Origin of the sequence: Rathayibacter sp. RFBD1 (genome assembly GCF_002932915.1) — a bacterium.
Taxonomy (GTDB): Bacteria; Actinomycetota; Actinomycetes; order Actinomycetales; family Microbacteriaceae; genus Rathayibacter.
Genome location: NZ_PSWQ01000009.1, coordinates 253216 through 271009 on the forward strand (window position 1 = coordinate 253216; position 17794 = coordinate 271009).

Genomic DNA, 17794 nt, shown 5'->3' on the forward strand with positions numbered 1-17794 from the left:
CAGCGCCGCGCGGAGGCTCGGGATGTCGGCCCGGCGGGTGTCCGCTCCGGACGGGTGCCGGGACGCCGGCCTCGCGGGCTAGGCGCCGAGCGCCGAGCCGGGCAGGTCGCTCTGCAGGCCGTCGACGATCCGGCCGAACGCCGCGATCGCCTGGTCGTCGCCGAGACGACCGGAGTCGACTCCCCCGGCGATGCGCAGGACCTCTGCCCGGCGCTCCGCCCGCTCCACCGCGTCGAGCCCGGAGGCCCCGATCGCTGCGGATGCGCGCACTCGCGCGACGATCGTGCCGACGTGCCATCTGCCGCGTGCCATCTGTCTCCTCCTGAAGTCCCCGCCTCTCTTCGGAGCGGACGCACACCCGGATGGGTGCGCGTCCCCGGGTCCTCACCCCCGTCGCTCCGGCGATGCGTCACGAACGGTCGTCATCCGGCCGCCGTGGCGACCGTTCGTGACGCATCGATCGAGCTGAGGGGGCGGAGCGCCCGCTCGCGGAGAGGGGTCCGGGGCGCCAGACTGACGGCGAGCGGAGGGGGGCACGATGCGACGCCTCCGCGCCCTCGCCGCCGCGCTGCTCCTCCTGCCCGCCCTCGCGGCCTGCGCGCCGGGAGGCGCGACAGGCGCCCCGAGCGGCACCGAGGCCGCCGTGGCTCCGACCACCGCCACTCCGACTCAGGCCACTCCGACTCAGGCCACTCCGACTCAGGCCGCCCCCGACCCGGCCCGCTCCTCCGCCCCGTCCGCCCCGGCTCCCGGGGTCACCGTCTCCATCCAGCAGAACCGCTCCGACATCGCCGGCGGCACCATGGCCTTCGAGGTCCACAACGGCAGCGGCGCCCCGATCGAGGTCACCGTGGCCCGCCTCGTGGACCCGCGCCTCGCCGTCCCGCTCACCTGGACCGGCGGCACGGGCGTCCCCGACGGGACCTCGCGAGACCTCCGCGTCGACGTGCCCGAGCCCGCCTGCCCGGCCGCGGAGGCGCCCGCTGCGCTCGAGGTCGTCCTCGCGATCGACGGCCACGGCGAGCACGCGTACCCCGCCGACGACCCGTTCTCGTTCGTCGACGCTCTCGCCCGGTCCGGCTGCTTCGCCCGCACCGTCGACGCCGACCTCGCCCTGCGGATCGACACGTCCGGAGGCGCCGCGCACGAGCCGGCGCGCCTCACCATCACCGCCGACGTCCGGGGCACCCCCCTCGTGCTCCGCAGCGTCGACGCCACGATCCTGCTGCAGCCGCCCGACGCCGCCGACGCCTGGACCCTCGACCGCTCCGTGCCCGCCGGGACCCTCGACTCCGTGGTCCTGGACGCCGTCCCCACCCGCTGCGACACCCACGCGCTCGCCGAGGACAAGGTCGGCACGCGCCTGCCGGTCACCGTCGAGACCGCGGGCCGGCAGGGCACCGTCGTCGTCGCCGCGACCGCCGAGCAGAAGGGCGAGTTCTACGCGTTCATCACCGCGTACTGCGCGTCCTGAGCGGGGAGGCGGGGGTCCGGGGGTGCGGACGTCCCCGCAGACGCGCCTCGCCGTGCACCTCGGCCGTCACTCGCCGCCGCTCGCCCGCATCGGCAGGTTGCGCCGTCGGCCGCGCCGAGCCGGTCCCGCCCGCCGTGGGACGAGCCCGGCCTGCCCCGCCCGCCGTGGGACGAGCCCGGCCTGCCCCGCCCGCCGTGGGACGAGCCCGGCTTGCGCCGCCCGGTGGCTCGGCTCAGCCCGCTCGACTCAGCCCAGCCCGGTTCAGCCAGCGCCCCGCTCCGCTGTGCGCGCCCCAGCCGCGCCCGTCCGCTTCACGCCGGCGCCGTGCTCAGCGCCTGCAGCCCCGTCACCCGCAGCAGGTCGAGCCGCGCCTCGTCCTCGCTGCCCGGCGCCACCGTGTAGACGACGATCCGCAGGTCGGTGCCCGGAGCCGTGAGCACGTCGCAGTCGATCGTGACCGGTCCGACGGGCGTCCGCGTCACCGTCTTCCGGCTCGCGCGGTGCTCGGCGATGCGCGCCTCCGCCCAGCGCCGCTCGAACTCGGGCGACTCCTCGCGCAGCCGGGCGACGAGGGCGGCGAGCGCCGGATCGCGCGGGTAGCGCCCGGTCGCCGCGCGCAGGTCGGCCGCGAGGTCGCTCGCGAAGTCCTCCTCGTGCTGCGCGTCGAACTCGGTGCCGGCGTGGCCGGAGGTGAAGTGCCGCCAGACGAGGTTCCGCTCCAGCCCGGTGTACACCGAGGGGTCGCCGTTCAGGGCGGCCCAGAGCGGGTTCCACAGCAGGATGTCGTGGGCCGCCGTGAACACCGCGAGCGGCACGTCGCCCAGGCGGTCGACGATCCGCTGCACGCCCTGGCTCACGTGCTGCGGCACGACGCCCGGCGAGGGGACGGCGGCACCGGCGACCCGGTAGAGGTGGTCGCGCTCGCTGTCCGTGAGCCGGAGCGCCACCGCGAGAGAGCGGAGCATCGACGGCGACGGGTTCCGTGCGCGTCCCTGCTCGAGCCGCACGAGGTAGTCGACGCTCACGCCCGAGAGCGCCGCCAGCTCCTCGCGGCGCAGGCCCGTGGCGCGGCGGCCCGAGCCCGCGGGCAGGCCGACGTCGGCGGGACGGATGCGGTCGCGCCACGAGCGCAGCACCGTGGCGAACTCCTCCATGCCGCCCATCCTCCTCCGCCCGCCGTCGCCGAGCCAGGTACTGACGGTCCCCCTGTCGAGCGCGGCCTGGTCGAGGCCCGACGACCCGCGCAGGATGGGCGCATGACCACGACACTCATCACCGGAGCGAACCGCTCCCTCGGCCTCGAGACCGCCCGCCGACTCCTCGAGGCGGGCCACACCGTCTACGCCGGCATGCGCGACACCGCCGACGGCGACGCCGCCCGCGCGCTCGGCGCCCACCCCGTCCGCCTCGACGTCACCGATCAGGCGAGCGTCGACTCCGCGATCGCCTCCCTGCCCGGACTGGACGTGCTCGTCAACAACGCCGGAGTGCTGGGCACCTCGTTCGGCGTCGACGACCTCACCCCGGAGGCGATGGCGGGCGTCCTCGAGACGAACGTCGTCGGCATCGTCCGCGTCACGCAGGCCGCGCTCCCGCTGCTGCAGGCCTCCGCGGCCCCGGTCGTCGTGAACGTGGCGTCCGGAGTCGGCTGGCCGCGCTGGCTGAGCACCGAGGGCCACGACGAGTTCCCCGTCACCGCGATCCCATACGCGGCATCGAAGGCGGCGGTCGTCGCGCTCACCGTGCAGTACGCGAAGAACCTGCCGGCGATGCGGATCAACGCGAGCGACCCCGGCTACACCGCGACCGACTTCAACGGACACGGCGGGCACCAGACCGTCACCGAGGGCACGGACGCGACCGTCGCGCTCGCCCTGCTCGGCTCCGACGGGCCGACGGGCGAGTTCCACGACCGGCGCGGGCGCATCGAGTACTGAGCGGTGGGGCGGGCGGGCGCGGCCGGGCGGAGGCGGCCGGACGCCGGCCCGGATCCGTCGGGCGTCCGCGCGCCCGTTCGAGGGGCCGCAGCCCCGAGCCCGGCGTGCGCCCACGCGCCCGTTCGAGAAGATCCCGCCCCGACCCGGCGAGCGTCCGCGCACGCCCGAGATGCGGTGAGGTCCCCGAACCCGCCCTCGGCGCACCGGCCAGCACATGGTGATGAGGTGTCCTGTCTGCGCGGTCACCGGTCCTCGGTGCTGGGCTGTGAGTGACGGCCGGAGCCGGGACGCTGCCCACCGCGTGACAGAGGGCCGGATGAACCGCCGGCCCGACGGTGCGTGCTCGCTCCGGTGCGCCTACCGACTCACCGCGTCTCGTGTCAGCTCTGCAGCTCGACCCCCCAGTTCGTCCTCTGGACATCGGCGTCGAGCCCGCGCAGCTCGCGCGCCACGGCGTCGGCCTGCTCGCGCAGCTCCCGCACCGGCAGCGCGGGCAGGCGGCGCAGCTCGCTCCGGAGCTGGCGGTAGCCGCGCTCGCCGGCGGCCGCGTCGGCCGCGCGGGTCAGGAGGCTGTGCCGGGCGCGCAGGGCCTCGCGCCGGGCGAGCGCCGCGGTCAGCACCTCTCCGGTGGGAGTGGTCGCCGTCGCGTTGGTGAGGTTGATCGCCGTGACCAGCCGCTCGAGCTCGCCCAGCGCGCGCGTGCAGTCGGCGAGCAGCTCGGCCGGGTCCTCGGTCGGCTCCTCTCCCTCCTGGTAGGAGGCGTTCGCGACGATCCGCGACTGGAGGGCCTCGATCCGCTTCTGCAGGTCGGCCCGCTCGAGGAGTGCTTCGGCGAGAGTCATGCGACCAGGCAAGCACACATCGACGCGACCCGCGCCCCTAGGCTGCGACCGTGCCGCTGCAGAACCATCCCGGAGACGTCGAGTTCCCCGTCCGACCCCGGCTGCGCTACGCGCGGGCGGCCGATGCGCACCGGCGCGGTCAGGGCGCCGGACGCCGCGCGCTTCTGGTGACCGCCTTCGCGGCTCCGGTGGGCCTGGTCGGCTTCGCATGGGGGCTCGCGCTCGGCGGCGGCGAGAGCGTCGTCGCGTTCACGGCGTTCGCGTTCGCTCTGGCCTTCGGGCTGCTCGCCGCCACGGTCGGCTTCCAGCAGTGGGATGCGCGCGCGCCGCGCCGCGAGCAGCTCGCGTACCTCGGCGCGGCCGGCTCGCCGACCCCGTCCCTCCGCCAGCAGCAGCTGCTCGCGCTCGACGCGGTCAGCGACTTCTCGTTCGCCGGCTGGAACTCCTCCCTCGCGTTCCAGCCCTCGTGGGCCGAGCTCCCGGAGGAGCTGCGGCGCCGATACGCCGACGGAGCGAAGGGAGCGCCGTGGCAGCAGCTGCCGCTGCATCCGCTCGTCGAGCACCGGGTCGCGCTCGACCGCGACTTCCGCATCGCCTCGGCCGACGACGTCGAGCTGCTGGTCGCCGACGTGCTCACCCGCGGGCCGCTCTCGACCCGTTTCGCCGAGGTCTCGGCCTCCGCCGACGCCGAGCGGATGCGCTCCCGAGTCGCCGCGCTCACGGGCGGCAGCGAGTTCCACCTCCTCGAGCTCGCCCAGGCGGTCGAGGGGCGTCCGCCGCTCCTCCTGCTCGCGGGCGACGCCGAGCGCACGATCGGCGCGATCCGCTACGCCTACGTCGCCGGCTACCTCCCGGCGGCACGGGCCTGGGAGCTGCTGGCCGCGGTCGGCGACCGCGTCTTCGAGCGCTACTCCGGCTGGGACGCCTACTGGGCCGACGCGGCCCTCGCCATCGCCTTCCGCACCGACTCCCTCGGCGCGGTGCAGCACCACCATCGGCTGCGCGCGGAGCTCGCGGCGTCGGGGTGGCCGGCGGCGTCGGTGCCGTACCCGGGCTGAGTGCGGGGCGGCGACGGTGCCTCCGAGCCGGAGCGTCCGGACCGGGGGCGTGCGCCCGCGCGGTGACCTCCGCCGCCGACGGGGCTGTCGACGCGGAGAGCTGCGGCCCCGGGGTCAGCCCAGCTTCGAGGCGGGCACCGTCTCGAGGTGGAGCAGGTCGCGGCGCAGGCGCTGCGAGCGGACGTAGCTGCTCAGCACGTGCTCGGGCGAGGGCGGGGAGTCGCTCCCGCCGAGGAGGGCGCGCGCGGTCGTGAGGCGTGCGCGGCGGATCTCGTCGAACACGGTGGTGCCGTTCCGCGCGAAGGTGCGCTGCAGCGTCCGCTTCGGGACGCCGAGGCGCTCGCAGATCTCCTGGACCGAGAGGCGGGGGTCGGTGGACATCGCGGCGATCAGGGCGAGGGCGCGCGTGTAGACGTCCTCGCTGCTCTCGCGCGGCAGCGAGGTCGCCAGCACAGCGCCCGCCAGCTGCTCGACGGCGGCCCGCACCAGGGGGAAGGCGGGGGAGTCGGCGTCGAGGGTGGAGCCGAAGGTCGCGTTGACGGTCGAGAGCAGGATGCCGCGGCTGGCCGGGTCGGCCTCGGTGACGACGGCGCCACGGTCGGCCGAGTCGACCAGGCCCAGCAGCGGGCGGTCGAGGGCGATCTCGGTGCGGGCGCTCGGGGTGTCGGTCACGATCGTGAACGGGGAGTCGCAGTGGAGGAAGGCGATGTCGCCCGGCGCGACGCGGACCTCGAGCGCCGCCGGATCGTCCGGCTGGATCACGAGCGCGCCCTCGAGCGGGATGATCAGGCGGACGCCCGGGCCGATGGCGGAGGTGCGGTGCAGGCGGGCCGGCGAGTGCCAGATCCGGAGCACGTCGACGCCGTCGCTGCAGAGGGTGTCGGCCACGATGCGGAACGCGCCGTTCGCGCGGACATCGACGCCGCTCTGGGCCAGCCACGCGGCCGCCGCGGTGTCCCGGCGGGACACTCCGCGATCGACGATCGGTCGGCTGCCTTCTGCGATTCCCCTCACGGCGGAGTCCTTTCCTCTGGCGCGTCCTCCGTACGACGCGATCCCTCTACCCTGGCCGATCCGGCCCGGTGGTGAGAAGTCTTCATGCGATCGCATCGTCGCTCACCTCCACCGCAAGGTGTCGGATCCCGCCATCGGGGGACGGAACCGCACCTCCGGGGTGCGCCTCGGATCGACGTGGACCTCGAGCGCGGCGACGTCGGTGAAGGGCCGGTCGTCGCTCGTGCGGCCCCGCAGCACGATGGAGTGGCGGAGCGTCCGCGGTGCCCGCAGGGGCGCGATCGTGTAGTGCGCGACGGCCACGAATCCCGCTCCCGGGGCGACCCGCTCGGGCCGGCCGACAACGGTGACCGGGGCCTCGTCGTAGTCGAGCTCGACGCCCGAGCCGTCGGTGAAGGAGCCGCAGAACAGGGCGAGGTCGTGCAGGGCGGCGGTGCCGGAGTTGTGGAACTGCATCCAGAAGGTGATCACGGCGACGGAGCCGCGGGCGGGCGCGAGCCGCACCGCGCTGCCGTCGAGGACGAGGTGCGGGGGCGCATCGAGCGTCGGAGCTCCGAGCATCAGCCGCGCCGCCTGACGCCCGCCGCCGGTGCGGCCACCGGTTGCGCTGCGCGTCCCGCCAACTGCAGGAGGCCGCACGCGGCGACCACTCCGACGAGGGCGGCCGCCCAGCTCAGGTCCTGCTGGTCGAACTCGCGGAGGTGCGCCGGGACGCCCGTGAATCCGAGGATCCCCTGGGCCGCGGCGACGGTGGCGAAGGCGAGCATCGCGGCCGTGGCGGCGACCGCGGCCGGGGCGGGCGGGTCGCCCTCCGAGTCCTGGGCGAAGCGGCGGACGGCGTGCGCGAGGGCGAGTGCGCAGAGGGCTGCGGCGACGAGGGCGGCCGCGGTGTAGGCCGGGCCGGCGGCCAGCAGGAGGAGGGCGCCGACGACGACCCGCAGGCAGGCCGGGAGGACGCCGGGAGCGCTGCATCCGCGCGCGCCCGGACCTCCGCCGAGGGCCGCGGCGCGGGCGCGGGACTCCTCGAGGCGCCTCCGGACGCCATGAGGACCAGCGGCGCGGAGCAGGGCGGTCGCGCCCGAGGCGAGCAGCGCGACGCCGACGAGCAGAGGGAAGACGAGGGCGGCGGCGGGCAGGGCGGGGGCGGCGTCGGCAGGGGTCATCGGGTCTCCTTCGGGGCGGGGACGGGGCGCGGCACCTCGATGATCCGTCCTCGCGGAGCGCCTCGGGAGGCCGGGCGCGAACGCTCACGAGGCAGGCGCGCCAGAACGTCAGAACGCGCCAGCGGACCGTGCCGCCGAGCTGTGCCAACGGCACCGCGGAACGTGCCACGCGCCTCCGCGTGCCCGCTGCGCGCCGTTTCGAGACGGCCTACGCTCACCGGATGGACGAGGTGCGGGACGCGTACGGCGCGCGGGCGGAGGAGTACGCGGCGCTGCTCGGATCGGTCGACGCGGGGCCCGCGGCCGATCGCGAGCTGATCGGGTCGTGGGCCGACGGGCTGGAGGGCACGGTCGCCGATGTGGGCTGCGGGCCCGGGCACTGGACGGAGTTCCTCCAGCGCCGCGGAGCCGCCGCGATCGGCGTCGATCCGGTGCCGGAGTTCGTCGCTCTGGCGCGGGCGCGGTTCCCGGACGTCCCGTTCCGGCTCGGCTCGGCGCTCGAGCTCGACGTCGACGGCCTCGGGGGCGTTCTCGCGTGGTACTCGCTCATCCACCTGCCGCCGGCGGAGCTGCGCGGCGCGGTCGCGGCGCTCGCCGCGCACCTCCGACCGGGCGGAAGCCTGCTGATCGGCTTCTTCGAAGGGCCGCGCTCGGAGGCGTTCGCGCACGCCGTCGCACCGGCCTGGTTCCATCCGCTCGCCGAGATGCGCGCACTCGTCGAGCAGGCCGGCCTCGAGGTGACCCACTCGCTCCGCCGCAGCGCCCCCGGCGTCCGCGACCACGGCGAGCTGATCGCCGTCCGCCCACGCTGACGCCGAGCTGATCGCCTGCCTGTGATCCGGACGCCGCCGACGCCGCGCTGGTTCCGCGCTGACGGCACCCGCTCCCGCTGGTCACCGGCGGCCGTCGTCCCGGCGCACCGCATCCCCTCGAGACACCACCGCCCCGCCGGGACGCCGCCGTCTCAGCGGTGCTGCGGCGGTCCCGGCGGTGTCCCGGCGGACGAGGGCCGCCGCGCCTAGAGGCGGTCGGCGCGCCACTCCGTGGGGATCTCCTCGCCGCGGCGGAACGCCTCCTCCTCGCGCTCGCGCAGCTCGACGCGGCGGATCTTGCCCGAGATCGTCTTGGGCAGGGGGTGGAACTCGAGGCGCCGCACCCGCTCGAAGGAGGAGAGCAGCTCGCGGGTGTGGGCGAAGATCGCGCTCGCCGTCTCGGCGGTCGGCTCCCAGCCCTCGGCGAGGGTGACGTACGCCTTCACCACGCTGTGGCGCACCTCGTCCGGAGCCGGCACCACCGCGGACTCGGCGACGGCGGGGTGCTGCAGCAGCACGCTCTCGACCTCGAACGGCGAGATCTTGAAGTCGGAGGACTTGAAGATGTCGTCGGTGCGGCCCACGAAGGTGATCGTGCCGTCGACCGCGCGGACCGCCACGTCGCCGGTGTGGAAGTAGCCGTCGGCGCGGGCGCGCTCGGTGCGGTCCTCATCGCCGAGGTAGCCGGACATCAGGTTGACGGGCTCGACGGAGAGGTCGAGGCAGATCTCACCGGTGGAGGCGGGCTCGCCGGTCAGCGGATCGACGAGGGCGATGGCGACGCCGGGCAGCGCGCGGCCCATCGCTCCGGGGACCACGGGGGCGCCGGGCGGGTTCGCGATGATCGCGGTGGTCTCGGTCTGGCCGTAGCCGTCGCGGATGGTGAGTCCCCACTCCCGCTCGACGGTCGCGATGACCTCGGGGTTGAGCGGCTCGCCCGCCGAGAGGATCTCTGTCAGCGCGCGCGGCTTCGCTCCCAGCGCCGACTGGATCAGCATCCGCCACACGGTCGGCGGCGCGCAGAACGTGGTGACCTCGGCCCGGTCGAGCTGCCGGTGCAGAGCGGTGGGGGAGAAGCGGCTGTAGTTGTAGACGAACACCGTCGCCTCGGCGTTCCACGGCGCGAAGAAGCAGCTCCACGCGTGCTTGCCCCAGCCCGGCGAGCTGATCGCCATGTGCACGTCGCCCGGCTGCACGCCGAGCCAGTACATCGTGCTGAGGTGCCCCACGGGGTACGACTCGTGCGTGTGCACGACCATCTTGGGCTTCGAGGTGGTGCCGGAGGTGAAGTAGATCAGGCACGGATCGGAGCTCTCGACGACCACCGTCGGGCTGATGCCGAAGGGCTCGAGCGAGTCGGCGTAGTCGAGCCAGCCCTCGACGGCGCCGCCGACCGCGATGCGGCCGAAGCCGCCCTCCATCTCGTCGAACTTGGCGGTCTCGGAGGCGTCCGCGATGACGTGCGCGACCTCGCCGCGCTCGAGGCGGTCGGCCAGATCGGCGGGTGAGAGCAGGGTCGTCGTGGGGAGGATGACCGCGCCGAGCTTCATGATCGCGAGCATCGACTCCCACAGCTCGAGGCGGTTGCCGAGCATGAGCATCACGTGATCGCCCTGCTCGACGCCGACCGAGTGGAGCCAGGCGGCGACCTCGTCGGAGCGCCAGCGCATCCGGTCGAAGGAGTACTTCTCCTCGGAGCCGTCCTCCTCCACGATCCAGAGGGCGGGGCGCTCGTTGCCGATGGCGATCGCGTCGAACCAGTCCACCGCCCAGTTGAAGCGGGGCCCGACGTCCGGCCACTGGAAGGCCTCGTTCGCGGCGACCGCATCGGTGCGGTGCTGCAGGAGGGTGTCGCGGGCGGCGCGGAAGCTCCCGGTGGGGTTCATACATGTCTCCGTAGCGGTCGAGGTCCGGCCGCTGGCGGGACCGACCCCCATTCTGCTCCCGCCGCGGTGCCGGGTGCTGCGCGACGGAGGCCCGGTGGGGACGCACGTCGGAGGGAGCACCTGTGGAGGAGCGGCCGAGTCCGTCCCACGAACGACACGGCGTCAGCGGGAGAGCGGAGGGCTCGCCCGCCGCAGCAGGCGCTCCCTCCGCTCCCTCCGCGGGACCTCAGTACTTGATGGACTGACCGCCGTCGATAGGGAGGACTGTCGCGTTCACGTAGGAGGCGTCGTCCGAGAGGAGGAAGGCGACGACCGAGGCGATCTCGTCGGCCTCGCCGTAGCGCTTGGTCGGGTTGACCTGGATGAACTCCTCGGCCGCCTTGCGCGGGTTCTGCGGGTCGAGCTGCTTCATCGAGTTCTCGACCATCGGGGTCCAGATGGCCCCGGGCGCGATCGCGTTGATGCGGATGCCGAACTCGCCGTACTCGATCGCGGAGTTGCGGGTCAGGCCGACGACGCCGTGCTTGGCGGCCGCGTAGCCGGACTGGTTGCCGATCGCGGTGATGCCGCCGACGCTCGCGGTGTTGACGACCATGCCCGAGCCCTGCTCGCGCATCACCTTCAGCACCTTCTCGAGGCCGAGGAACACGCCGCGCAGGTTGATCGCGACGACCTTGTCGAACTCGTCGGCAGTGAAGTCCTCGGTGAGGTTCTGGCGGCCCTCGATGCCGGCGTTGTTGAAGAAGCCGTCGATGCGGCCGAACGCTTCGAGGGTGCGCGCGACGTAGGCGTCGACGTCCGCCTCCTTCGACACGTCGGCGAGGACGGTGATCGACTCGGTGCCCTCGGGCAGGACGTCGACCGTGGCGGCGAGGCCCTGCTCCGAGATGTCGACGAGGGCGAGCTTCGCGCCCTCCTGGGCGAGGCGGACGGCGGCGGCGCGGCCCAGGCCGGATCCACCTCCGGTGATGAGGACGACGCGGTCGGTGAAGCGGGTGCTGGTGGTGGTCATGACGACTCCTGCTCGAAGAGGGATGGGCTCGGAGGCCGTGCGGTCGGCGAGTCCGTATCCATGCGTCTGCATGCAATTGACTCCACGATACGCCACAGGTGTCGGTTGAGTCTGAGTGCGCGGTCAGGGATGGAGTGATCCGGGCTGCGGGCGCCCGCAGTCGAGCCCGGTGGACCCTCGCGAGCGGGGCCGCAGGATCCGACGCGAGCACTCGGGTTCTGGGCAGAGCCGCCGCCCCCGCCCCCCGACCCCGATCCGCCTGGCCGCCGCTTCCGTGCGACCGAGCCGCCCCGGCCGAGCAGGCGAGTCGCCTGGCCGCGGCCGATCCGCCGCACCCCCGCCTACAGGTGCGGCTGCCCCGTCGAGGCGCTCGTTCCGCCGTCCACGGCCAGGATCGCGCCGGTGATGTACGCCGCGTCCGCGCTGGCGAGGAACAGCACCGGCGGGGCGATGTCGTCCGGCTGCCCGGGGCGTCCGAGGGCGATGCGGTCGATGAAGGGCGCGAGCTCCTCGGGGGTCGAGGCCATCGACTCGGTCAGCGGTGTCTGCGTGAAGGCGGGAGCGACGGCGTTGACCCGCACCCCGTGCACGCCGAAGTCGAGGGCCAGCGACTGCACGAACGTCGTGATCGCGCCCTTGGTCGCGTTGTAGGCGGCCTGGCCCCAGTCGCCGCGGATGCCCGACACGGAGGAGACGACGACGATGTTGCCGCGGCTCGCCTTGAGGTGCGGGAGCGCCGCCTTCACCGCGTAGAAGAGTGCGTCGACGTTCGTGGCGAAGAGCGAGCGCCAGGAGTCGTCCTCCACCTCCTCGATCGGGCCGCCGAGGTGGCCGGCCGCGTTGTTCACGAGGACGTCGATCCCGCCGAACCTCGCGACGGTGCCCTCGACGAGCGCGTCGACCTCGGCTCGGACCGAGACGTCGGTGGGGACGACCAGGACGCGCTCGGCCGGGAAGCCGGCGACGGTCTCCTCGAGCGTGGCGGGGGTGCGCCCGGCGACCGCGACGCTCGCGCCCTGCTCGAGGAATGCGCGTGCGATGGAGCGGCCGATGCCGGAGCCGGCTCCGGTGACCAGGACGGTGCGTCCGGCGAAGGGGTAGGTGTTCGAGGCGATCATGGCGGTGCCTTCCGGGTGCAGAGGGGCGGCTCGGCGGGGTGCGCCGGGTGCGGCGGGCGTCGGATTCGCCCGGTGCCGATCATCCGCGGCACCCGAGTGGATCGACGGGCCGCCGCGCCGGTACGGAGGAGCTCCCCATCGATCCGCAGCACGGCTCCCGACCCTGGCAACCGCCGCAGAGTGCGGTCCGCGGCCGCGCGGGCTCGGGTAGACCGGAGGGACGCCAGCGGACAGGGGGAACCACCATGGACACCACGAGAACGACCGCTCCGCGCCGGGCGACGGGGCTCCGGGCCGGACGGCGCGCGACCGTGCTGGGCGCCTCGGCACTGCTCGCGGCGCTCGCTCTGAGCGGCTGCACGAGCGGCGCCGACCAGGCGGAGGAGGCGACACCCGCCGTTCCCGGCACCGCTGCTCCGACGACCGCCGCTCCGACCGCGACGCCCACCGAGGCTCCGCTCGGGCTCGTGACGCTGCCCGAGGGCGCGACCGCCGCCGTGCGGTGGACCGACCAGGTCGGCCCCGTCGATCCGCAGACCGTGTACCTCAGCGGCGATCCGCTGCACATCACCGTCTCGGTCGCCTGCGACACCGCGGACGCCGAGGTGACGATCGAGGTCGTCGGCCTGATGACGAGCGGATCGTCGTGCGTCTACAGCCCGAGCACGACCCGCACCGGCACCGGAGGCGGCAACACGGGCACCATGCAGATCGCCGTCGAGCAGGACGCCGAGATCAGGGTGACGACGGTGCCGGACGACGCGCACTGGTCGGCCGCCGTCTCGACCGGGGCGCGGGCCGTCCCCGGGCCCTGACGCCGGCCTGCGCGCTCACGAGAACACAGAAGTCGCGGTGGTCGAGAGCGGCCACCGCGACGTGTGCGTTCTCGAGTCGTCGAGGACGTCAGCCGATCGGGACGCCGAGCTCGGCCATGAACGGCACGGCGTCGACCGCCTCGCCGTCGACCCGCGTCTCGAAGTGCAGGTGGCAGCCGGTGGAGGCGCCGGTCGAGCCGCGCAGCGCGATGACCTGGCCGACGGTGACGGTCTCGCCGACCGACACCATCAGCTCGCTGTTGTGGGCGTAGCCGGTCTCGATGCCGCCGCCGTTGTCGAGCAGGATCCAGTTGCCGTAGCTGCCCTGGTACGACGCCTCCTCGACGGTGCCGCTGGAGGCCGCGAGGACGGGCGTGCCGCAGGCGCCGGCGAGATCGGTGCCCTTGTGGAACAGGTTCACGCCGGCGACCGGCGCGTCGGGGCGGGGGCCGTAGCTGCTGCTGATGTGACCGGAGATCGGGACGACCCACGCTCCGGACGCTCCGGCGGCGGCCGCGGTCGACTCGCCGGAGGTGGCCGTGATCGCGTCGAGGGACGCGGTGGGCACGAGGACCTCGGGCTTGGCCTCGGCGGCGAAGGCGTCGCGGGTGACGCTCTGCTGCACGACTCCGGCCGCCACGAAGCTCTGCGGGCGGGCCGCGGCGACGGCGGTGGCCGTGTCGCGGGTCAGCTCGGAGTCGGCGGTGCCGCCCACGGCGAACGCGGGCATCGTCGACGTGATCGCGATGCCGGCCACGAGGGTCATCGCGGCGACGGCGGAGACGCGGGGGCGCGACGGGCCGCGGGAGGGGCGGCGGCTGCGGAACTCCTGCTCACGGAGCGAGCGACGGGTCGGGAGGGCGGACGGACTGCCGGTCTCGGCTCCTGCGGGGGTGGGAGTCGAGGCGCGTGACGAACGGTGCATGCAGAGGAGGTTCCAGGTCTGCCGACGCTCGAGGGGGGAGGCGAGCGCCGGGTGGGGCAGTGGGGCTGATCGCACGGCTGAGCCGATGCGACCCTCCAAACTACCCGCGTTCCGCCGGATCCGACCTGAGAGAAACCTCCGGAGTCAAGCGGTTGAGCGCATCGATCGGCTCTCGATCCGGGGTGGCGGGGGTGCGCCGGGTCGCCGGCGGGCGTGCTCAGCGGTCGGCGGTGAAGACGAGCAGGGCGATCACGCCGGCGACCGTCGCCGCGACTCCGGAGCCCAGGCGCCACCACATCCACTTGTCGCGCCTGGGCCCGCGCACGGGACGCCGGAGGCCGGCGCGGCCCTGGTAGCCGCCGGGATCGTGCTGGAAGACCATGCCCCCAGCCTGCCGAACCCGCGCCCGTCGCGGGGTCGACTCGCCCGCGACTCCCAGCCGCGAACGGCACTGCAGGGCCGAAGCGAGAGCCGGGGGGGAAGGGGGAGAGGCGGCGACGAAGGGGGAATGAGGAGCAAGGACGGCACGGCCGCACGACGGCCGCCGCCCGCGCGCTTAGCGCGGCCCGGGCGCGCTCGCCAGCGGGTTCGCGGGGCGGGTGCCGCTCGGTAGCGTGGGGGAGTCGGCCGGAGCGGTCGACGAGCGGAGGAGCGGACATGGCCGGGACCGGCAAGGACAAGGACGCACGCGACAAGGCGGCACAGAAGCGCGCGAAGAAGGCGCTGAAGAAGGCCGAGAAGTCGGTGCGCGCGGCGCACGAGGCGGTCCGCGACTCCAGCAAGAAGCTGCGCAAGAAGGCCCGCAAGCTGGCCGAGCAGACCGAGAAGCTCAAGCGGACCCAGGAGAAGGCGGCGAAGAAGGCGGCCGCGGCCGAGAACCGCCCGACCACGCCGAAGCACGCCGCCGAGCCGGCGGTCGGCGCCCTCGACCTCACCCCGCCGCTGCCCGGCTCGCAGGAGCCCGCCGAGGATCAGGAGTCCGCCGAGGACGCCGGTGCCGCGGCCGGGTCCGCCGCCCAGCAGGAGCCGACCCCCGACTCCGACCCCGCGCACACCCCGGACCTCACCCCGCCGCTGCCGCGCTCGGGCTCCTGAGCGAGCCCGCCTGAGCGCCGCACGCCGGTGCGGGATCAGGTGGATCGCACTCGCCGATGCGCCGCCCGCCTGAGAATCCGCACAGGGTACTCGGGCGGGCGTGCCCCGGGAGGTGAACAGCAGGTGAAGCCTCGCGACCACGCCGGAACGCCTCCCGCCGCGGGAGCATCATGTCTGCGTGGATCCCTTCATCCTGCTCGCGCTCGTCGTCGTCACGGCCCTCGCCTTCGACTTCACCAACGGCTTCCATGACACGGCGAACGCGATGGCCACGTCCATCGCGACCGGTGCCCTGAAGCCCCGCACCGCCGTCGCCCTCTCGGCGTCGCTGAACCTCGTCGGTGCGTTCCTCAGCATCGAGGTGGCGCTGACCGTCACCAACGCGGTCGTGAAGATCCAGGACTCCTCGGGCGCACCCGATCCGGCGCTGCTCGAGGACGGCGGTTCCGCTCTGCTGCTGATCGTGCTGGCCGGCCTCATCGGCGGCATCGTCTGGAACCTGCTGACCTGGCTGCTCGGCCTGCCCTCGAGCTCGTCGCACGCCCTCTTCGGCGGCCTGATCGGCTCCGCTCTCGCGGGCCTCGGCCTCAACGGCGTGAACTGGGCCGGCGACGGCACGAAGCTCGACGGCGTCGTCGGCAAGGTGATCCTCCCGGCGCTGATGTCGCCCGTGCTCGCCGGAGCGGTCGCGGCGATCGGCACCTGGCTCGTCTTCCGCGTGATCGGCAACCTCGCCGAGAAGAGCCTCCACCGCGGCTTCCGCTTCGGCCAGATCGGCAGCGCCTCCCTCGTCTCGCTCGCGCACGGCACCAACGACGCGCAGAAGACGATGGGAGTGATCACGCTCGCGCTGATCGCGGCCGGCGGCTGGAGCGACACCGAGTCGGTCCCCTTCTGGGTCAAGCTCAGCTGCGCGCTGGCCATCTCGCTAGGCACCTACATCGGCGGCTGGCGGATCATCCGCACCGTCGGCAAGGGCCTCGTCGAGATCGACACACCGCAGGGCATGGCCGCCGAGAGCGCCTCCGCCGCGGTCATCCTCGCCTCCAGCCACCTCGGCTTCGCCCTCTCGACCACCCACGTCGCGACCGGGTCGATCCTCGGCTCCGGAGTCGGCCGCCCCGGAGCGCAGGTGCGCTGGCGCGTGGCGCTGCGCATGGTGATCGCCTGGGTCATCACGCTCCCGGCCGCCGCCCTCGTCGGCGCCGTGATGTGGTGGATCGGCCACCTCGTCGGAGGCGCGGCCGGCGGCCTCCTGATGGCCGCGATCCTCGTCGCCGTCGCCTCCCTCATCTACATCCGCTCGCGCCGCGACAGCATCGGCGCGCACAACGTCAACGACGAGTGGCAGGACGCGGCGGCACGCCCCGCGCCCGAGACCGCCGGCGTCTGAGCGAAAGGATCCGCACCGTGCTCTCCCTCTTCCTCTCCGCCGCCGGCCAGGTGGCCCTCGTCGCCGTGCTCCTCGGAGCAGGCCTGCCCGTGCTGTTCGCCGTCGGCGTCCGCTCCTTCGCCGTCGCCGCCGGTGCTCCCGCCTCGGGCGGGTCCGACGCCCCCGCGGTCCGGAGCGGTCTGCCCGCCCCGGTGCTGCGCGGGATCGGCGTGCTCTGCTTCGCCCTCGTCGTCGGCTCCGTGGTGATCGGCCTGAGCGTCATCATCGCGACGGGTCTCGGCCAGTCGGTGAGCTTCGAGCACGTCATCCCGACCTTCGTGCCCAAGGGCTGAGCATGGCCTCGACCGATCCGATCGCGGCGCGGGAGGGGATCGTCGCCCGCGTGGTCGGCTGGCTGCGCGCGGGCTACCCGTCCGGCGTGCCGGAGCAGGACTACCTGCCGCTGCTGGGCCTGCTGCGCCGCAGCCTCACGACGGACGAGGTCGAGCAGGTCGTCGCGCGGCTCCTGTCGGAGTCGGAGCGGGCCGAGACGGTCGTCTCACGGGCCGTGGTCCGCGAGCGGATCGAGCAGCTGCTGCTCGGACCGGCGATGCCCGAGGACGTCGCCCGCGTCTCCTCGCGGCTCGCGAGCGCGGGCTGGCCGCTGGCGGGCCCGGAGTCGCTGGCCGAGCCGGACACTCGCGAGGGCCTGGTCGCGCGCATCGTCCGCTGGCTGCGCGCCGGCTATCCGGCCGGGCTGCCCGAGCAGGACTTCGTGCCGCTGCTGGCGCTCCTCCGCCGCCGTCTGAGCGACGAGGAGGTGGCCGAGGTGGCCGCCGGTCTCGCCGCCGACGCGCCCGCCTCCCGCGCGGACGTCGGCACCGCGATCGCCGGAGTGACGTCGGAGCTGCCCTCGGAGGAGGACATCGAGCGCGTGCGCCGGTCGCTGGCCGCGCTGGGATGGCCGGAGGAGTTCGCGAGCTGACGCGCCGCGGCCCGGGTCTCGGGCCGCAGGAGTCCGCGTGTCGATCCGCCGCTGTCGCCGGCGATCCGGCCGGAGAGCGCTGGCCGACCGCGCCGCGATCCCGGGCGGTCCAGCCGTCGAAGGGTGACCCCGCCGGGACCAGGACGCGGACGTTGCAGCGGGCCGGGCCCGCCGTGAGCGGGCGGGACGAGCGCTGGAGCGTGTCCTCGGGCGGGCGACAGGCGGCCGCCCGGTCGGCAGGGGAGTCGCGGGGTCACGACGCGCGCCGTCCGCCGTCCTAGGTTCG

General features: G+C 74.4%; 20 protein-coding genes. 9 read left to right on the forward strand and 11 right to left on the reverse strand.

From position 1 onward, the window contains the following. Positions 1-78: 78 nt before the first annotated feature. A complete protein-coding gene (locus C5D50_RS04750) occupies positions 79-312 on the reverse strand; it encodes a hypothetical protein (RefSeq protein ID WP_104224027.1) in 234 nt (77 codons plus the stop codon). Positions 313-538: 226 nt separating this feature from the next. Here C5D50_RS04750 and C5D50_RS04755 point away from each other — a divergent pair, with 226 nt between their 5' ends. Continuing rightward, the gene (locus C5D50_RS04755) at positions 539-1474 is read left to right on the forward strand and encodes a hypothetical protein (RefSeq protein WP_104288936.1); all 936 of its coding nucleotides are present in this window, start codon (positions 539-541) and stop codon (positions 1472-1474) included. 311 nt (positions 1475-1785) lie between these two features. On the opposite strand, the gene C5D50_RS04760 is transcribed toward C5D50_RS04755, so the two are convergent. Beyond that, positions 1786-2628 (reverse strand): helix-turn-helix transcriptional regulator, encoded by an 843-nt coding sequence (locus C5D50_RS04760; RefSeq protein WP_104282894.1) that lies wholly within the window; start codon positions 2626-2628, stop codon positions 1786-1788. Positions 2629-2730: 102 nt separating this feature from the next. Between C5D50_RS04760 and C5D50_RS04765 the strand changes: the two genes are divergently transcribed. Further along, on the forward strand, positions 2731-3411 hold the full coding sequence (locus C5D50_RS04765) for an SDR family NAD(P)-dependent oxidoreductase (protein WP_104232897.1): 681 nt from the start codon (positions 2731-2733) through the stop codon (positions 3409-3411). A gap of 380 nt (positions 3412-3791) precedes the next feature. On the opposite strand, the gene C5D50_RS04770 is transcribed toward C5D50_RS04765, so the two are convergent. Further along, positions 3792-4253, reverse strand: coding sequence for a DIP1984 family protein (locus C5D50_RS04770; protein ID WP_104224023.1), 462 nt, complete (start codon positions 4251-4253; stop codon positions 3792-3794). Positions 4254-4303: 50 nt separating this feature from the next. Here C5D50_RS04770 and C5D50_RS04775 point away from each other — a divergent pair, with 50 nt between their 5' ends. Beyond that, positions 4304-5311 (forward strand): DUF1266 domain-containing protein, encoded by a 1008-nt coding sequence (locus C5D50_RS04775; protein WP_104282895.1) that lies wholly within the window; start codon positions 4304-4306, stop codon positions 5309-5311. A 114-nt stretch (positions 5312-5425) separates the two neighbouring features. On the opposite strand, the gene C5D50_RS04780 is transcribed toward C5D50_RS04775, so the two are convergent. The 3 genes from C5D50_RS04780 to C5D50_RS04790 form a co-directional block, all read right to left on the reverse strand. Beyond that, on the reverse strand, positions 5426-6280 hold the full coding sequence (locus C5D50_RS04780; protein WP_160035778.1) for a helix-turn-helix domain-containing protein: 855 nt from the start codon (positions 6278-6280) through the stop codon (positions 5426-5428). A gap of 147 nt (positions 6281-6427) precedes the next feature. Then, positions 6428-6886 (reverse strand): hypothetical protein, encoded by a 459-nt coding sequence (locus C5D50_RS04785; protein ID WP_104282897.1) that lies wholly within the window; start codon positions 6884-6886, stop codon positions 6428-6430. Further along, positions 6886-7488, reverse strand: coding sequence for a hypothetical protein (locus C5D50_RS04790; RefSeq protein WP_104288937.1), 603 nt, complete (start codon positions 7486-7488; stop codon positions 6886-6888). The genes C5D50_RS04785 and C5D50_RS04790 overlap by 1 nt, the downstream gene beginning before the upstream one ends. 221 nt (positions 7489-7709) lie before the next feature. Between C5D50_RS04790 and C5D50_RS04795 the strand changes: the two genes are divergently transcribed. Continuing rightward, entirely contained in the window at positions 7710-8300 is a 591-nt protein-coding gene (locus C5D50_RS04795; RefSeq protein ID WP_104282898.1) for a trans-aconitate 2-methyltransferase, read from the forward strand. Positions 8301-8506: 206 nt separating this feature from the next. Here C5D50_RS04795 and C5D50_RS04800 read toward each other — a convergent pair whose 3' ends face one another. The 3 genes from C5D50_RS04800 to C5D50_RS04810 all read right to left on the reverse strand — a co-directional run bounded on the left by C5D50_RS04800 (position 8507) and on the right by C5D50_RS04810 (position 12316). Next, positions 8507-10186 carry an AMP-binding protein gene (locus tag C5D50_RS04800; protein ID WP_104282899.1) on the reverse strand — a complete coding sequence of 560 codons (1680 nt, stop codon included), beginning with the start codon at positions 10184-10186 and terminating at the stop codon, positions 8507-8509. 226 nt (positions 10187-10412) lie between these two features. Continuing rightward, positions 10413-11198 carry a glucose 1-dehydrogenase gene (locus C5D50_RS04805; RefSeq protein WP_167299040.1) on the reverse strand — a complete coding sequence of 262 codons (786 nt, stop codon included), beginning with the start codon at positions 11196-11198 and terminating at the stop codon, positions 10413-10415. A gap of 341 nt (positions 11199-11539) precedes the next feature. Then, positions 11540-12316: an SDR family NAD(P)-dependent oxidoreductase gene (locus C5D50_RS04810; RefSeq protein ID WP_258069553.1), complete on the reverse strand. Its 777-nt coding sequence runs from the start codon at positions 12314-12316 to the stop codon at positions 11540-11542. Between the two features lie 245 nt (positions 12317-12561). Between C5D50_RS04810 and C5D50_RS04815 the strand changes: the two genes are divergently transcribed. Then, on the forward strand, positions 12562-13131 hold the full coding sequence (locus C5D50_RS04815) for a hypothetical protein (RefSeq protein ID WP_104282900.1): 570 nt from the start codon (positions 12562-12564) through the stop codon (positions 13129-13131). A gap of 88 nt (positions 13132-13219) precedes the next feature. On the opposite strand, the gene C5D50_RS04820 is transcribed toward C5D50_RS04815, so the two are convergent. Both C5D50_RS04820 and C5D50_RS16525 read right to left on the reverse strand, forming a co-directional pair. Then, a complete protein-coding gene (locus C5D50_RS04820) occupies positions 13220-14056 on the reverse strand; it encodes a M23 family metallopeptidase (protein ID WP_104282901.1) in 837 nt (278 codons plus the stop codon). A 217-nt stretch (positions 14057-14273) separates the two neighbouring features. Next, positions 14274-14438, reverse strand: coding sequence for a hypothetical protein (locus C5D50_RS16525; protein ID WP_159940529.1), 165 nt, complete (start codon positions 14436-14438; stop codon positions 14274-14276). Positions 14439-14713: 275 nt separating this feature from the next. Between C5D50_RS16525 and C5D50_RS04825 the strand changes: the two genes are divergently transcribed. The 4 genes from C5D50_RS04825 to C5D50_RS04840 all read left to right on the forward strand — a co-directional run bounded on the left by C5D50_RS04825 (position 14714) and on the right by C5D50_RS04840 (position 17508). Further along, positions 14714-15151 carry a hypothetical protein gene (locus tag C5D50_RS04825; protein WP_104282903.1) on the forward strand — a complete coding sequence of 146 codons (438 nt, stop codon included), beginning with the start codon at positions 14714-14716 and terminating at the stop codon, positions 15149-15151. 178 nt (positions 15152-15329) lie between these two features. Beyond that, the gene (locus C5D50_RS04830) at positions 15330-16544 is read left to right on the forward strand and encodes an inorganic phosphate transporter (RefSeq protein ID WP_104224012.1); all 1215 of its coding nucleotides are present in this window, start codon (positions 15330-15332) and stop codon (positions 16542-16544) included. Between the two features lie 17 nt (positions 16545-16561). Further along, complete coding sequence (locus tag C5D50_RS04835; protein WP_104227380.1) at positions 16562-16876, forward strand: hypothetical protein; 315 nt, start codon at positions 16562-16564, stop codon at positions 16874-16876. Positions 16877-16878: 2 nt separating this feature from the next. Then, positions 16879-17508, forward strand: coding sequence for a DUF3349 domain-containing protein (locus C5D50_RS04840; RefSeq protein ID WP_104224010.1), 630 nt, complete (start codon positions 16879-16881; stop codon positions 17506-17508). The last annotated feature ends 286 nt before the right edge of the window (positions 17509-17794 follow it).